Source organism: Streptococcus sanguinis, assembly GCF_008329445.1.
In the GTDB taxonomy this organism is placed as follows: domain Bacteria; phylum Bacillota; class Bacilli; order Lactobacillales; family Streptococcaceae; genus Streptococcus; species Streptococcus sanguinis_O.
This window is the reverse complement of sequence record NZ_VIBR01000001.1, coordinates 287,626-303,553: the sequence shown is the minus strand read 5'-3', so window position 1 is coordinate 303,553 and position 15,928 is coordinate 287,626. Positions and strand designations below refer to the sequence as shown.

General features: G+C 40.3%; 12 protein-coding genes. All 12 read right to left on the bottom strand.

Translation table 11 applies throughout. The annotated features are described in order from the left end of the window. Nucleotides 1-71: 71 nt before the first annotated feature. The 12 genes from FKX92_RS01570 to ppc all read right to left on the bottom strand — a co-directional run bounded on the left by FKX92_RS01570 (nt 72) and on the right by ppc (nt 15,908). Nucleotides 72-1,319, bottom strand: a complete 1,248-nt coding sequence (locus FKX92_RS01570; protein WP_149565320.1) for a glycosyltransferase family 4 protein — start codon at nt 1,317-1,319, stop codon at nt 72-74. Nucleotides 1,320-1,322: 3 nt separating this feature from the next. Further along, nucleotides 1,323-2,630 (bottom strand): DUF2142 domain-containing protein, encoded by a 1,308-nt coding sequence (locus tag FKX92_RS01565; protein WP_187759359.1) that lies wholly within the window; start codon nt 2,628-2,630, stop codon nt 1,323-1,325. Continuing rightward, nucleotides 2,617-5,598, bottom strand: coding sequence for a rhamnan synthesis F family protein (locus FKX92_RS01560; protein WP_149565319.1), 2,982 nt, complete (start codon nt 5,596-5,598; stop codon nt 2,617-2,619). The genes FKX92_RS01565 and FKX92_RS01560 overlap by 14 nt, the downstream gene beginning before the upstream one ends. Before the next feature lie 24 nt (nt 5,599-5,622). Further along, entirely contained in the window at nt 5,623-6,402 is a 780-nt protein-coding gene (locus tag FKX92_RS01555; protein WP_149565318.1) for a glycosyltransferase family 2 protein, read from the bottom strand. Continuing rightward, the gene (locus tag FKX92_RS01550) at nt 6,392-6,751 is read right to left on the bottom strand and encodes a DUF2304 domain-containing protein (protein WP_002912850.1); all 360 of its coding nucleotides are present in this window, start codon (nt 6,749-6,751) and stop codon (nt 6,392-6,394) included. The genes FKX92_RS01555 and FKX92_RS01550 overlap by 11 nt, the downstream gene beginning before the upstream one ends. Continuing rightward, nucleotides 6,751-7,467 (bottom strand): glycosyltransferase family 2 protein, encoded by a 717-nt coding sequence (locus tag FKX92_RS01545; protein ID WP_187759358.1) that lies wholly within the window; start codon nt 7,465-7,467, stop codon nt 6,751-6,753. The genes FKX92_RS01550 and FKX92_RS01545 overlap by 1 nt, the downstream gene beginning before the upstream one ends. 36 nt (nt 7,468-7,503) lie before the next feature. Then, the gene (locus FKX92_RS01540) at nt 7,504-8,496 is read right to left on the bottom strand and encodes a glycosyltransferase family 8 protein (RefSeq protein WP_149565317.1); all 993 of its coding nucleotides are present in this window, start codon (nt 8,494-8,496) and stop codon (nt 7,504-7,506) included. 6 nt (nt 8,497-8,502) lie between these two features. Further along, the gene (locus FKX92_RS01535) at nt 8,503-9,831 is read right to left on the bottom strand and encodes a lipopolysaccharide biosynthesis protein (protein WP_149565316.1); all 1,329 of its coding nucleotides are present in this window, start codon (nt 9,829-9,831) and stop codon (nt 8,503-8,505) included. A gap of 334 nt (nt 9,832-10,165) precedes the next feature. Beyond that, entirely contained in the window at nt 10,166-11,362 is a 1,197-nt protein-coding gene (gene tuf, locus FKX92_RS01530; protein WP_002895003.1) for an elongation factor Tu, read from the bottom strand. 122 nt (nt 11,363-11,484) lie between these two features. Next, nucleotides 11,485-12,483 (bottom strand): anti sigma factor C-terminal domain-containing protein, encoded by a 999-nt coding sequence (locus tag FKX92_RS01525; RefSeq protein ID WP_149565315.1) that lies wholly within the window; start codon nt 12,481-12,483, stop codon nt 11,485-11,487. Further along, a complete protein-coding gene (locus FKX92_RS01520; RefSeq protein ID WP_149565314.1) occupies nt 12,470-12,940 on the bottom strand; it encodes an RNA polymerase sigma factor in 471 nt (156 codons plus the stop codon). Before FKX92_RS01520 ends, FKX92_RS01525 begins: the two co-directional genes overlap by 14 nt. Nucleotides 12,941-13,061: 121 nt before the next feature. After that, nucleotides 13,062-15,908 carry a phosphoenolpyruvate carboxylase gene (gene ppc / locus FKX92_RS01515; RefSeq protein WP_149565313.1) on the bottom strand — a complete coding sequence of 949 codons (2,847 nt, stop codon included), beginning with the start codon at nt 15,906-15,908 and terminating at the stop codon, nt 13,062-13,064. Nucleotides 15,909-15,928 lie beyond the last annotated feature (20 nt).

Here is a 15,928-nt window from a genome sequence, read left to right as displayed (position 1 = left end):
CACTTTCTAGTGTGTTTGTATAATACAAAAAGGACAGGTAGAGCCGCGGCTACACTTGTCCTTTTCTTTCTTTAACCTCTTCTACCAGAAAGCAGCTTATTTTTCACTTTGCGTAAGAAAGAGCTGGCTTGTTGAGAAGGTAAATTTGTATCCAATAAGCACTTGACATGGCGCAAGGAATTAGCCTGGTACATTTCAGTGTTTTCAACCTTATCCAATAAGTTTTGGTAAACACTCTGAACCGAGTAGCGCTCTTGGATTTTGCCAAGATTGGCCACCGACTGGTCTTTTAATCCCTCAAAGTTTGCCAAGGCAATGTTTATCTTATCAGCCAACCCCTCGATATTGCCAGATGAATAGAGCTGACCTTCTTCAAAGATTTCATAGGCGGATAGATGACCAGGATTGTCCGACAAAATGGTCGGAAGGCCATTCATAATCGCTTCAATATAGACTAAGCCAAAGGTTTCCATTGCAGACGGAAATACCGCTAGGTCTGCTGCCGTCACCTCTGCCCAAGGATTGTCCTTGTGTCCCAGGAAGCTAATATTTTTTACCTGATGTTCAGAGATATAAGTATCGCATTGTTTTTTGTACTCCTCATCCCAAGCACCGATAAAAACTAAGGCAGGTTTTGGCTGAGATAGCTGGTTATAGGCCTTTACCAATTCTAATTGATTTTTCCGCTCTGTCAAACGTCCAACTGACACGATACGCCTTTCGACTCCATCCCTTTCTCCTGTATCAGTAGGATGAATTTTCGTAAAAGGGGCAAAAGACAAGACTTTTCTGTCTGGCAGCAGCTCCTGTAACTGTCTCTGCAAGGCACCTCTAACTGCAAATATTTCCTGTGAATAATCACTGATAAAATCTAGCTTTTCCTTATAGTAGCCAAACTCTCCGTCAGGAAATTCATGAATCAGCCAGAAATGCGGAACATCCTCGCAGGCCGCTGCCACTGCACCTTGAAACATATTGACCGTATTGGTAATAACCAAATCAATCTTTCGCTCCGTTAGTATCTTTCTGAGCGCTGAGGTATTATCCTGATATGACCGAGCTCTAGTCTCAGGACTATCTGGCAGGCCACCAGGCGCATCCTCCCACCACCATTTAACTGACGGCAAGGCTATAGTCTCAATAGCCAAGGCAGCCAAGCTGGATATATAGTCCTGCTGAACGGCTACATGATAATCCGGAATCGCATTGATAACCTGATGGCCCGTCTGGACCAAGTATTCCATCAAATTGACAATAGAGATTTCAGCTCCATTATCCAGCGTTCCAGTCGGCGAAATGAATAATATCTTTTTTTTCATAGCTTATCCTAGTACATTCCAATAAAAGGGCACCATCAAGTAGAGGGAAACCAAGAAGTTAGCTACCAGAGTCCCAACCATCATTCGATTCACCACCCTGTCTTTAATGTCCAAGGTTCCTAGATTAGCAACAGTTGGTAGCAGTAAGATCAAGAAGGGTGTAAAATAACGTCCCTGAGCACCAACTGATATCATGGCTCCTTTACCTAGGACGATAGGCGTCCACTGCAGATACATAATCGACACAACAGCAATCACTTGAACCAAAAACAGATAACGCGACATGACTGTATAGCCCTTGGACATAAAATCCTTCTGCGACTGCAAAAAGATAAGCGCCAAAACTGCCACATCGATAAAAATCAGCCAAAGCGGCAGCTGGATAGTAAAATTCCCCAAAAAGCCAAACATACCGATTGTCAAAATCGTATTCAAGTCGCCATTAACACTTTGCTTAAAGAGCGTATTCAGCAAGACTTGACCATAGTGCACGAGCCCTCCCTGATTGCGAAATGCCAGATGCAAGGCAAGAAAGAAAGCGGAAAAGCCAAGTACATAGAAGATAGCGCGATAACGAGCTACAAAAGCTTTGGTTGCAACAAAAGTCTTGTTCAGAACCGCAAGGAATCCTTCAAACTCAAAATCAACAAAAGGCAGCAAGCCTAATAAAAGGACATTATTCGGTTTGGTGACAAAGAGGCCTATAGAAATCACCAAAAGCTCCAGTACATTTCTATTAGTGAATTTCTTATGGTAGGCAATATTGGTCAAAAAGCCAACCGCCAACATAATCTCCAGATAGCTCATCACATCGTAAGAGAGAGAAGCAGCCTGCTGGACCATAATAGGCAAAAGAGATAGGAAAAGCAGAGCTTTTTTGCCATATTTGAAGTATTTAATCAGCAGATAAACCCCGATGATATATGCCAAAGCATTAAAGAGCCTCCCCATCATCACGATGAAGCCTACTGACGGATAAAGCATGCTTCCCAAGGTCATACCTAGTAGCTGAGGCAGAAAAGAGATAGCCTTGAGATTAAAGCCAAAGGTAAACTCTTCTTGCGCCAGATCTATCTTCTCTGAGAACAGTTGCTTGTACTCTGCCGGCGAAACATTCGGAGCGGATGGGATTTTATCCATCCATTTATATGTTCGACTAGTCGGTTTATGGAAGATTTCCCATGTCATACGAGCATGATTGGTCTCATCAGGCACCCGATTAATCGGCTGTGCAATCATAAAAGTCAAGACAAATACACTTGCCAGTAACAAGAAAATATTCTCGACTTTGACTTCTTTATTTCTTTTCAAAATAAGTCACCATTTCATCTTTTTTATCTAAACTGCAATTTTCTAATACAAAAGCGTAGGCATTCTCCGCCAGTTCTCTGCGTAAATCCGCAGAAAGAATCAGACTTTCCAGCTTTTCTTTCCATTCACCATCTTTAGCCAAAAGTCCCGTCTGACCGTCAATCATCATATCAGAAAAAGCACCGATATGACTGGCAATCGTTGGCACCTTGACTAGAGCTGCTTCTATCCACTTGATTTCTGACTTGGCCCGATTAAAGACTGAGTCAACCAGCGGAGCTAGATTAATATCAACCTGACTAATCAGCTGAGGTAAGGCCTTCCAGTCCACATACTCATGGACGATAATACGCTGCGAATATTGTTTCATATCCTGCGGGATATCCAAGTGCCCTACAATATGAAGCTCAACGGTTGGGTAGTTGTCAAGAACTTCTTTGATAGACGGCTTGATGAGCTCAAAATTTTCATTGTGGCTGATAGAGCCAGAGAAATAGCCGATTTTGATTCTGTCGTCTGTACCAAAGTCTTCCTTCAAGAACTGCGAGCTAACCACAATCAATTCGCTGGATGCCAGATTACGATTCAGCAGGACGGAGTCCTTGTATTTGAGCAATTCCTCTTTTAGCTGATTCGTAGAGGTAATCGCCCCATCACAAGCCGCCAGCATTTTCCCGTAATTCTTGACACTAGCATCGTAATTGCCCTTTTCCTTATCAGACAAGCCTTGGGTATAACTCAGCTGATCCGTGTAAAGGGTATCAAAGACCAAATCATCAATATCAAAATAAACTGGCTTATGCTCCTCCCGAGCCAAATCGCATAAAAGCTGGAGCTGGGCGGACCAAGGAGCGCGGTAGATAATGATGTGGCTGGCATACTGGGCATGAGCCAGACTAAACTCAGACGCATTGACCACTTTCACAGCAAAGCCATTCTTTCTAAGCTGTTCTGCCTTATTGAGAACACGGTAGCGCGTACACTGCGGAATGATATTCTCTACACCGTCAATGATGAGAATATATTGATTACGAGGCACATCTTTGAATTTCTGAACTATATTCTCAAGAATATCCACTGGGTAGTCTGTCTTCTCCCGAACATAGTCCAACAAATCAGGAACTTCCGATTCTCTTTCCAGACCTTGCCACAAAAACTGCTGATCATCATAATTCTTCAAAGAAGTATACTTAATCAGAGGACTGCCCGCCTTTAACATCCTTAATGGGTGAATATACATAGCCGAATCCCGATTTTCGTGAACCAAGGCGTCGTAACGATATCCCAAGTCAGCAAAGTACTTGGTAAAAGTCGTTTCATGCTTTCCGATAGCTTCTTCTCGTGAATCCGTGTCAGTCAGCACTTGCCAATAGTCGTAGAATTCTTCGGACTGAAGCAGCAAAGGCTCAATCACCAAAAAATAAGACTGTAGGTGGTTGGGAATGTAACCATAGCGGTTAAATCCAGTAATATCTTCCTGGGTCTCACCATAGGAAATTCCCCAAAAATCAAGATTTCGGCCAGCCATAGTTTGAAAGACAGCCGCTAAATCACTCATAGGTCCGATATTGGTGTCATTGACGAGCATCAGCTGAGAACAATGCTGCAACGTTTCCTTTCCCAAGGAAAGAATACCTTCACGAAAAGCTGCTGTATCATAGCCGGTATTATCCCGCACCAAGACTTGACCATACTGTCCTAAAGTTTCTAAATCTTCTGCAACCAGTCCGCCGTTAACGACGATGAAAGTCTTATCAGCCAAAGCTGCTAACTTTTCTAAAAAGATAAGTTTGTACTGCTGCAAGCGTGGCTCGGATTCAAAAATGACATAGACTAAGACTTTTTCGCCGCTTGAAACTGAAGCAAGAGCTTTTTCTCGTTGAGAGTTCCGCAGCCATTGATAATAATAAACCTTAGGAGACTTAACTTGGCGTTTCAAACGAACCAGCTGTTGCTTAATCCGACTTAAAGCAGCTTTGATACTGCGAGGATTTTTGACTAATCGAGCCAGACGTTTCAATGGAGTAATCACACTATTCCCCAGCCGATAGGAAATAGATCGGCGAATTCGAAACTGCTCCTGAATAGCCTCATCACGCTGTTCCTTTATCGTTCTCAGTCTGGATTTCAAGGAATCTAGATTTTTATGTAACTGCCGCTGATCCTCCTGCAGTTCAAGAACATAGTCGTTCACTTTATCCATATGCTGAATCAGTTCATCCAAACGACCTTCCAGTGTAAATATGTTCTGGCCCAGAGCTTGGTAAATATCATCTGGTATCTGTCTCACATACTTACGCAGGATTTTCAGATACATTTCGTAATGATATCTCGTAGAATCCCGTTTAGAGATTGATTCCTTATCAAAGACCCGGTAATTCAGCTTTGTTTTTGCATCATAAACTGGTTTTGCACCTTGATTGATAATTAAGTTTAAAAGAAAATCATAGTCCTCCAGTTTCTCACGATTCAGCGCTTCGTCATAATAAATACCTTCAGCAACCGAACGACGAATGAGGGAGCAATTGGAAATATAATTCTCCGTTAAGAAAGCTAGCTTGTCATAAGGCCGTGATTTAAGGTAAACTTCCTTTTTATCAGGATCATACAAATCACCATAGACAATATCTGCCTCCTCTTGCACCATGCTTGTGTAGAAACTCTCAATATAGTCCGAATCCAGAAAATCGTCACTATCCACAAAAATAAAATAAGTGCCTTGAATTTGCTGCAAAGCCTTGTTTCTTGTCTTGACAACCCCCATATTTTCATGACTTTCAAACCGCGTCGGAAAAGGGGAATCCGCCAAGACAGACTCTATGATTTCAGCAGAATGATCAGAGGAGCCATCATCCAATACCAGTAACTCAATATTTTGATAGGTCTGAGCAAAAATACTGCGCAAACACTGTTCAATATAATCTTGATGGTTGTAACAAGTTACAACAACAGATATTAAATCTTTCATATACTTTCCTTGTAAATAACTCTATTAGTTTGAGTTAGCATCTTGACTCTTCATGTATGCTTTATTTATTAGATTAGCAACCCACTTTGGCCAGAAAAGCTGGTACATGAACAAGTCCTCTTTGGTTCGAGTATTATCTGAAATAGTCTTGGTTGTTTCCGACTCTCCATGAATCCGGTGGCACATAAGCTTCTCAGAAATATAAGCAAAGCGACCCTTATAGGCGCTAATTTTGTACCAAGCATACCAATCCAGACTCACACGCATTTCCTCATCAAATCGAAAATCCTTTAATGCCTCTAAGTTGTATGTCACCGCCGGACAGGAAATGGGATTGCCAAAAGCTAGAACTCGATTTCTCCAAAAACGACTGGATGACATCAGATTCAAGGTTTTAAGCATGAGAGTCTTGATTTTCAGATTGGTATTAGCCGGAATTTTGACTCCATTTTTCTCTTCAAAATAGTCTGTATAGGCAATGAGAATGTCCTTCGACTGCTCTATTTTTTGCATCACTGCTTCTAGATAAGTTGGCTCATAGTAGTCATCCTGATGAGCAATGGTAGCATAAGAAGTCTCAACAAAGGTAAGGGCATTATTCCAGTCCTTACCGATACCACCGCCTTCTTTCGTGTAAAAAGGAATACAGTACTTCTGGCACAGCTGCTTAATTGAATCCAACGGTGTTGAGCTATAGCAGATAATCTTTGATGGCAAGGTTTGAGCCTGCAAAGACAAGATACAAGCTTCTAAAAATTCACTTTCGCCATAGGCGCAAATCACCCAGGTATGGTTATTTTTCATCTTTTTCACTCTCTAACTTTGACATTCTTTGCTTCATGATGGACAGTTCTTGCACCAACTGCTTGATTTGCTCCTTTTGCTTTGAAATGGAAATAGTATGTAAAAAAACAATAACCAGCAGGAAAAAGATGGCCAAGGACATGACAAAGTTTGAGGTCAACTCAAAGCCTAACAATTTGGCAATCGAAACGGGAATCCAATCAAAAATAGAAATAACAATCAGAACGAAGCCAATAATAATCCACATAAAGGCTTGCTCAAATAAAATATTATTTTGATTGATATTCCGAAAGACAAAATACAGGAATAGGACTGAAGCCACCAGCATAACAATAGACAAAATGGACATTATTCACTCTCTTTCATAAAAGCAGCAATCAAGATTGAAGAGCAAACCTCAATCATATAGCGAATGGACTTAATCGGAGTAATTGAAGAGACTCCTCCCGAACGTTCAAACATATTGGCTGGTGCTTCCACCACTTTATATTTCCGCTTCAAGATATGGACGATTGATTCTGGCTCAGGATACTTGATAGGATAGCGTGCAGCGAATTGTCTAATAATGTCTCGATTGGCCAAACGATAGCCTGATGTGGTATCCAGAATCCTTTTGCCAGTTGTCAATTTAATAAAAGCTGAAATAATGGTAATGCCAAAACGCCGCATAAAAGTCGTCTGAAATTCCGAAGACTTGTCACCGATAAAACGAGAACCAACAACCAAATCCGCCTGCTGACGGCGAATAGGCTCCAGCAAAGCATCCAGCGACTCAATATCATGCTGACCATCTCCATCAAACTGTACGGCCACATCATAATTCTTCTCAAGAGCATACTTATAGCCCGTCTGAACAGCTCCGCCAATCCCTAAATTCATAACCAAATGAATAGCATTCAGATGATGGCTGTCCAAAATCTCCTTAGTTCTGTCAACTGACCCATCATTGATAACTACGTAGTCTAAGTCAAAATCAACTTTCTTCCGATATTCTACAATGCTCATAACCGTATTTAAAATACTTTCTTCCTCATTATAAGCAGGAATTATCATTAAAACTTTCATTAATTTAATCTATTCTTTCTATAACATGTCATCACATTATTTTTTGTTTTTTTGCAACTGTTTTTTTCTATATTTCATAAAGCTCGGAATTAGGGAATTGATAATCTTATATCTTAGCATTGGAAAAGGCTTCATAACAATATTAAAGATTCTAAAACAAACAAAATACAGCTGCCAACCTTCTTCCATTGGTGTATCCTTCCATGGAGTTTTGTGGAGATAATAGAGGTATTCCTTTTTAAACCTATGCGTATTCCCCTTCCGCCAAGGTCTCTCTTCACCAAGATAGTGAATAATTGTAGGTGCTTTCCGAAAATGATTAAAATCTTCCTGTGATATAAACTTAGTTGGCTTACTTAATTCACTCAACGTTTTATAAGGATAGACATCATAAATATTAAAATAATTAAAGGAAATTGGCAAGGTAAAAATTTGCTCTTTCAAGGCTCCATTTAAGGCATCTTGGTCTGGTGCGAATAGCTTTCCTTCGTGAAATTGGTAAAATTCTATGACCTTTTTACCAATCTCTTCCCTACGCCATTTTTTTAGATCGATCAATAGGACACCCGAATTATGATAGGGATGCTCTTTCAAAGCTAGAAATTCCTTTCTTGACTTATCGACAGTTGGTTCAGGACACATACCTATTACCTTATCTCCTAAGTCGCTATAAAACAATGAACCTAAATCTTCTAGAACTAGTGTATCTCCATCGAGATATAAGATCCTATCAACTTCTTGTGGAAGAAGCTTATCTAAAAAAAGACGTGCTAAAATAATTGAAGACCAACCGTTTGTATCAAAATCAAAGTCAATATAGTCTGCGATATTATTTATAGAAATAATACAAACTTTTCTATCGTAACTTTTAGCGAATTCTTTTAATTTATTTTGATTCTCTTCGCTTATCCTCTCGCCAATTAAATATACTGTAATATTCTCAGCAGATTTATTATTCTCAAATATAGAACACATACAGGTTGCAACTTGAGGTACGAACGCATCATTTAATGTAAATAAGATATTCATAGAATCCTACTTCTTTCTTTTTTCCTGATTTTTAACAACGCCATAAATAATCAGACTTGTTGCATAAAAGACGCACATGGAGATTAAAAAGGAATTAGCAGCTCCCAGCAATTTTTGATCACGGATAAATGGTAAAGTAATAAATTTTGAAACAGCAAATGTCAATAAATAGGCTATCATCAGATAATGCTGTTTTCTAAAGATGGTCATAATGATATCAACCACTAGAGCAAAAACATTCAAAATACCGCCTATAAGTAATATTGTGAAAGGAAGTTTATACTCCTGTAATTGGATACCATAGACAGCACTAAGCACTTCTGTACCAATCAGATAACCCAAAATAACAATAACGAGTCCTAAAACAGTCATTACTAGATTTAGAGTATTGACCTGTTTGAAAAATAGTGTAAATTTCTTTTCATTCCAATAAATGGAAAGCTGTGTAGTCAACGGTCTCAGGACAAAGAATAAAAGGGATAGAACAAAGACAGGCATGAATAGAACATTAAAGTCTCTTTGAACCCCAGATGAAAAATAGCCATTTGTCAAAAGGAAATCAATATCAATTTTTGGCTCGTTATAGATATACGTTATCAAAAATCCATTTAAAAACAAGGGAAAACTATTTTTCAAAATAGAATACACATTTTTTCTGTCATCATGGAGTTTAGGCGAAAACTTTTCCTGAGAAAAATGTAATCTACAGCTTCTGAAATCTAAGGGGAAGGTCAGAATGAAGTTCGCACAGCAAATAACAATACTAGCTACCATCAATGATTTTGTAAGCAACAGGACTATTGCAAATATTAACATGCAAATCCAGCTCCTATAGAATTGCACCTTTCCAGCTAAGTCTGATCTATTTTTTTGCTGAAATAATCCTTGAAAAACATCTGAATATGCATCTATAGCCCGATAAAGAACAAGCAATAAAATAATACTAGATTTATAAACATCATACCCTTGCCATAGAGTATAGATAAACGATGTTAAAATCATCAAAAAGATCGTAAAAAGTCTCGTGTTATGATAAGAAGCAAATTGGTATCTTTCTTTTACATCCGTAGATTGCAGATTTCTAACTTGAAAATAACCTAGAACAAAGAACTGCTGACCAAGAGCATAAGCAATACTAAAAATATCAGAATCTCTTGAATCTAGAAATCTAGAAGCTAGTAGAAGCAAGACGACTGATATCAATGAAGATGAGACTGTCCCCAACATGTTCCATATATAGTTATTTTTCAGTCCTTCTTTTGAGATTATTTTTTCTATTTCTTTATTACCGTCATTATTTTTAGCATAAGGTGATGATCCTGATTTTGAGGGCATTTTTCTTCTCCAAATGTATTCTATTTCTTATTATACTATACTTTCAGTGAAAAGTGAAAATCCTTCCTGAAAGAATCTCTGTTTTTAATGATACCTTCTTCCCCAACCTAATTAAAAAGGGCAAAACTTCTATCACGCTTATATCTATACTTCTTCTCTTCCTGTTGGCTAAATCGTCTTCAAGTTACTTCCGAAAAACCTAGCTCTATAATCTGGTTATTTCCAATCACCTTCTATTCTTCCTTATTTTTAAAAACAATTACAATACTAAAAAAACCCCGTTTTCACGGGGTTTAGTGTCTGACTATAATTGTTATCTGGGAACGGAATCGAATTAAGCTTCGATTTCTGTAACCATACCTGAACCAACGGTACGTCCACCTTCACGGATAGAGAAAGTAGTACCTTGTTCAACGGCGATTGGGTGGATCAACTCAACATCGATTGTTACGTTATCACCAGGCATTACCATTTCAGTACCTGCTGGAAGTTCGATTGAACCTGTAACGTCAGTTGTACGGAAGTAGAACTGTGGACGGTAGTTGTTGAAGAATGGAGTGTGACGTCCGCCTTCTTCTTTAGTAAGGATATAAACTTCACCCTTGAATTTAGTGTGTGGGTTGATTGAACCTGGTTTAGCAATAACTTGTCCACGTTCGATTTCATCACGTTGGATACCACGGAGAAGCACACCTACATTGTCCCCTGCAAGACCTTCGTCAAGCTGTTTACGGAACATTTCAACACCAGTAACAACTGCTTTTTGGATTTCTTCTTTGATACCAACGATTTCGATTTCGTCGTTGACTTTAACGATACCACGGTCGATACGTCCTGAAGCAACTGTACCACGACCAGTGATTGAGAATACATCTTCGACTGGAAGAAGCAATGGCTTGTCAGTATCGCGTTCTGGTTCTGGGATGTACTCATCAACAGTGTCCATCAATTCCATGATGATGTCTTCATATTTAGAGTCACCTTCAAGAGCTTTAAGAGCTGAACCTTGGATAACTGGAAGATCGTCACCTGGGAAGTCGTATTCTGACAAGAGGTCACGGATTTCCATTTCAACCAATTCAAGCAATTCTTCATCGTCAACCAAGTCAACTTTGTTCATGAAGACGATCAAGTGTTTAACACCAACCTGACGTGAAAGCAAGATGTGCTCACGAGTTTGTGGCATTGGTCCGTCAGTTGAAGCTACTACAAGGATTGCTCCGTCCATTTGAGCGGCACCAGTGATCATGTTTTTAACGTAGTCCGCGTGTCCTGGAGCGTCGATGTGAGCGTAGTGACGCTTAGCAGTTTCATACTCAACGTGCGCAGTGTTGATAGTGATTCCGCGTTCGCGTTCTTCTGGAGCAGCATCAATAGACGCATAGTCTTTAGGTTGGTTAACTGCTGAAGGCAAGCGACGTGCCAATACAGTTGTGATAGCTGCTGTCAAAGTAGTTTTACCGTGGTCAACGTGTCCGATAGTACCAATGTTAACGTGTGGTTTACTACGATCGTATTTTTCTTTTGCCATTTGAGTAAAAGCCTCCAATAAAATATATTTTATAGATAGACAGTAGGCAATACAGTCTAACTTTCCTTACTATTTTATCAAATTTAAATGAAAATGCAAGTCTTTTAGCATTTTTTTGTGAATTATTCCTTGTCTAATTTATAGTAAGGTTGATTGGAAACGGAAGCACCAATACTCGAAGCAGCAATCCATTCTTTCCCTTCTAATTGGCTGAAATTCTCAGCTTTCCCAGTCAGAATAATACCAGAAAAGGTCAATTGATCCCGATTTTCTGCTTCACGAATATCTAGCTGACCAAATTTCTTGAGATAGGCCTCAACATCATTGTACATATTGTACTTGTTGACAGTTGGGAAAAGGTTTTTATCGGCCTTTTTCAAATAGTCTAGGAAAGTCTGTTGCTCTTGCTTAGCCTCTTCGCTCTCTTTTTTGCCGTCCGACGGATAGGGATTAAGCAGCGTACTATTAGCTCCGTAAGTCGTCTGAGGATCGGTGCGCAATGCCATACCATTTTCACCATCTTCTGACTGACTGCCAATCCAGTACCAGTTAATCTTGAGGTTGCTCGGTATCATCTGCTGGATTTCCTTATAAGTGTAAGGTTTATCAAAAGTCAGAGCTATTTCTACCAATTGATTTGGCATTTCTTTGACAAATACAAGTTCCTGAGGTGCTGGATCTGAAGACTTCGTCTGTTTGGCATTGACATTGTAAAAGACCGGATATTTCTGCCGAAGCTCTCGCGTATAGGTCCCTGAGGTAGAGGAATAAGTCGCCTCTGACGTCGGATTTTTATAAGAACCTGTTAGTGAATAGTTCCCCTCATAGGCTGGATAATCCACCATCACTCCATCAAGGTCTTTAAAACGATCAGAACGTAATGTTCCCGAAAGATAAGAGGTCGGATTGTAGTATAGACTGTCATAGTCAACATTAGGATAGGCGATTTCGGACATAACTTCGTACTGTTTCTGCAAGTCTCGTCCGTTATCAGAGGCTAATTCTGCCAACCCCTTTCCTAGAAGACCTAAGAGAACTAAAGATACAACGGAGCTAATAGCGACTGTCTTCCAGAGTCTTTTTCTTCTGCTTTTCTTTGCAACATTTTCAAATGTTTCCATTTCGATATCCTTTCTTTTCCAGCTCCTTTCGGAGTTTAACACGACTGCGCATCAGCTGAATCTTGACCTTGCTCACTGAGTAAGACATGATTTGGGCAATCTCCTTGACCGTGAAATCTTGAAAATAATAGAGTTCTAAAAGCGTGGCTTCCTTGAGCGGCAGAGCTTCTATCATACTTCTTAGCAGCTCATAATCTTCATTTTCAAAGGGATTGACAAGATCTTTTCCAAAAAATTCTTTTCGCAAAATCTCCAAATAATGCTTATCTCTCCTATATCTGTCGATATAGCGCCGGATGGAAACTCGATACATCCAAGCTCGCATCTTTTCCGCCGGAATAATAACCTCTGTTTCCAACATCTTGACAAAAACGTCCTGAACTACATCTTCTGCTTCCACTTTAGAAGCCCCTGACTTCTGCAGATAGGAGACAATCTCGCGAGCAAAGCCTATCAAGATTGTTTCATATTCATCTAGTTTGATAAGCTCACCCCCTCCTTCACTAGTATAACGAATTAAGAAGCACTTTGGTTACAAAAATAGAAAAAACCGGAACAATTCCGATTTTCTCTTTGTATTAGCCAGAGTTTCGCAGACCAGTCGCAATACCGTTGATGGTGATGTGAATCAGTTTTTCTTGATCAGGTGTGAGCTGGCCGTTTCGCTGACGCTTGATTAGCTCCAGCTGGATATAGTTCAAAACATTAAAGTAAGGCATACGATAGTGCAAGCTATCTCTCAGATAGGTGTTTTCTGCCAGAAGCTCATCGTGCCCTTCAATCTCTAGAATTACATCCTTAGTCAGCTGCCACTCATCCAAGATAATATTGAAAATATCACGCACATTCTGATCTTCACAAAGCTGCGCATACTCAAAAGCGATATTCATATTTGACTTAGACAGAACCATGTCTACATTTGATAAGAGTGACTTGAAGAAAGGCCATCTCTTATACATAAATTGCAGAAAGGCTAAGTTATTTTCTGGGTCTTCATCAATGAATTCCTTGAAACTTGACCCAACACCATACCAGCCTGGGAACATAACCCGACTTTGAGACCATGAGAAGACCCATGGAATAGCTCTGAGACCACCGATTTCAGTGATTGTTTTACGGGCAGCTGGACGAGAACCGATATTAAAGCTAGAAATAGCCTTGATTGGGCTGGATTCGAAGAAATAATCGTAAAAACGCTCGTCACCAAAGACTAAATCACGGTAAATCTGATAACTGCGATTAACTACTTGGTCCATAATTCGCTCATATTTATCAGACGTATGGCTATCGCTCTTCTTATGAGTTACCATGCGGTTAATGGCAGCAGACACTAGCATTTCCAAGTTATAGTAGGCTGCGTCTTTATTTCCATATTTATTACCAATGACTTCCCCTTGCTCAGTCAGACGGATCCGGTCATTGATACTGCGGAGTGGCTGAGAAGTAATGGCTTCATAGGTTGGGCCGCCACCACGTCCCACCGTACCTCCCCGGCCATGGAAGAAGGTAATTTTTACGCCAAATTGATCACCGATAGCTGTCAACTGCTGCTGAGCTTTGTAGAGAGTCCAGCAAGAAGACAGGTAGCCACCGTCCTTATTACTGTCTGAATAGCCCAGCATGATTTCCTGATAATTATCCTTAGAAGCAATCCACTTCTGCGCAATCGGCAGAGACAGGTATTTCTCCATAGTATCACAGGAATTGTCCAAGTCCTCAATGGTTTCAAAGAGCGGAACAATCTGGACACGTGCCCCGTTTTCATCAATCAGCCCTACTTCCTTAAGCATAATAGCCAACTCAAGTAGATCTGATACACTGGTCGAGTGAGAGATAATATTCTGCTTAATGACTTCCTCACCAATGGCATCTTTTAGCTGACGGGCTGTTTTGAAAATCTCCAGTTCTTTTTGCAGGAGTTCAGACTTAGGCTCGTGAGTAGCTGATAGGATACGAGGATCTTCAAGCAGCTGCTTGAGCAGTACTTGGCACTTCTCTTCCTCAGACAGACTACTATAATCTTGAACAATATTAGCTGAAGCCAAGAGCTCAGCCACACAGGCCTCATGAACGCTGGAATCCTGCCGCATATCAATGCTGGCCAAGAAAAAGCCAAAAACATCAACCGCTTGGAGAAGTTCAGTCAAGTCCCCATTTACCAAGGCTTCGCCATGATGTTCGATAAGAGAATCATAAATGACCTGCAAGTCTTCCTTGAATTCCTGAGCTGTTTTGTAAGAAGGTGTCTCTTCTTTCTTCAGCTCTGTCAGGGTCTCGCTGATACGAGACTGGATATAGTTAGGAATAATTTCTCTTCCTTTATTGCTGACAGAAAGATTGGCCTTCGCAGACAATTTTTCCTCAGCTCGGTCAGTCAATCGCTGATCGTCACTTGAAAAGTTGCCTTCTTTAAGGTAAAGCAAGGTTTGAATCAGCTTGGACTGGATATAGTGGAAAGCTCGGCGGTAAGGCTCATTTTCCCGATAAACAGACTTGTCTGTAGACAGAGCTGCCATTTCTGCTACTGCCTGACTAGTTTCTGAGAGGTTGGTCGATAGCGAGAAGGTGCGATAGAGTGTATAAACCTTGTCAATGTAGTAGTTGAGGATGACTTCACTCTGGAGGGTAGCTGATAGTTTGAGGGTTTCTGCGGTTACAAAAGGATTGCCATCTCGGTCTCCACCAATCCACATTCCCATGGTAATAGGCTTAGGATTATCCAGCTTGATCCCCCGCTCTTCCGCCAAGCGTCTGTATTCGACCATAAAGTTAGTGATCGCTTGTAGGAAAGAGCTGTTATAGTACTCCATGACATTGGTAATCTCATTGGTCACTTTCAGCTTCTTCTCACGGATCATATCTGTCTGCATCATAAGCTCAATGTAGCGGCGGAGATTTCCTAGCCACTTCTTCTCATTGACCAGACCCGCTTTAACATCTCGATGCTGACGCAGCAAGCTATGGATATGATTGGTTAGGTCCAGAATAGTCTTGCGCTGAACTTGAGTCGGGTGAGCAGTCAGTACTGGCACAACATTCAGATTTTCCAAGATTTCCTGAGCGTTTTCCCGCGTTGAAATCAGGTCAATAGTTGTTGACAGCTTCCCAAGATAATCTTGATTGATATTGTTCTGGTGGTTGATTTCATAAGCTAAGTCCACGTCTTCTGAGATATTAATCAAAAGCGGCAAAATAGAGAAATAACGGGAAATATAAACCATTTCATCCGTCGTCAGTTCTTCTACAATTGCTTTTAACTCATGATACTTGGAGTTGACAGCCAGCTCTTCCATGAGGGAGATTTTTTCAAAGGTCTCAGGGCTGAGAAGATTCCGAGTAATGTCGGCAAGCAAGTCTGTCAAAATGGCGACTTCTTCTCGAATCACTTCTTTATTGCTGTAGCTTTCTAATTTGTTAAATGACATAATCTGCACCTTTCATTTTT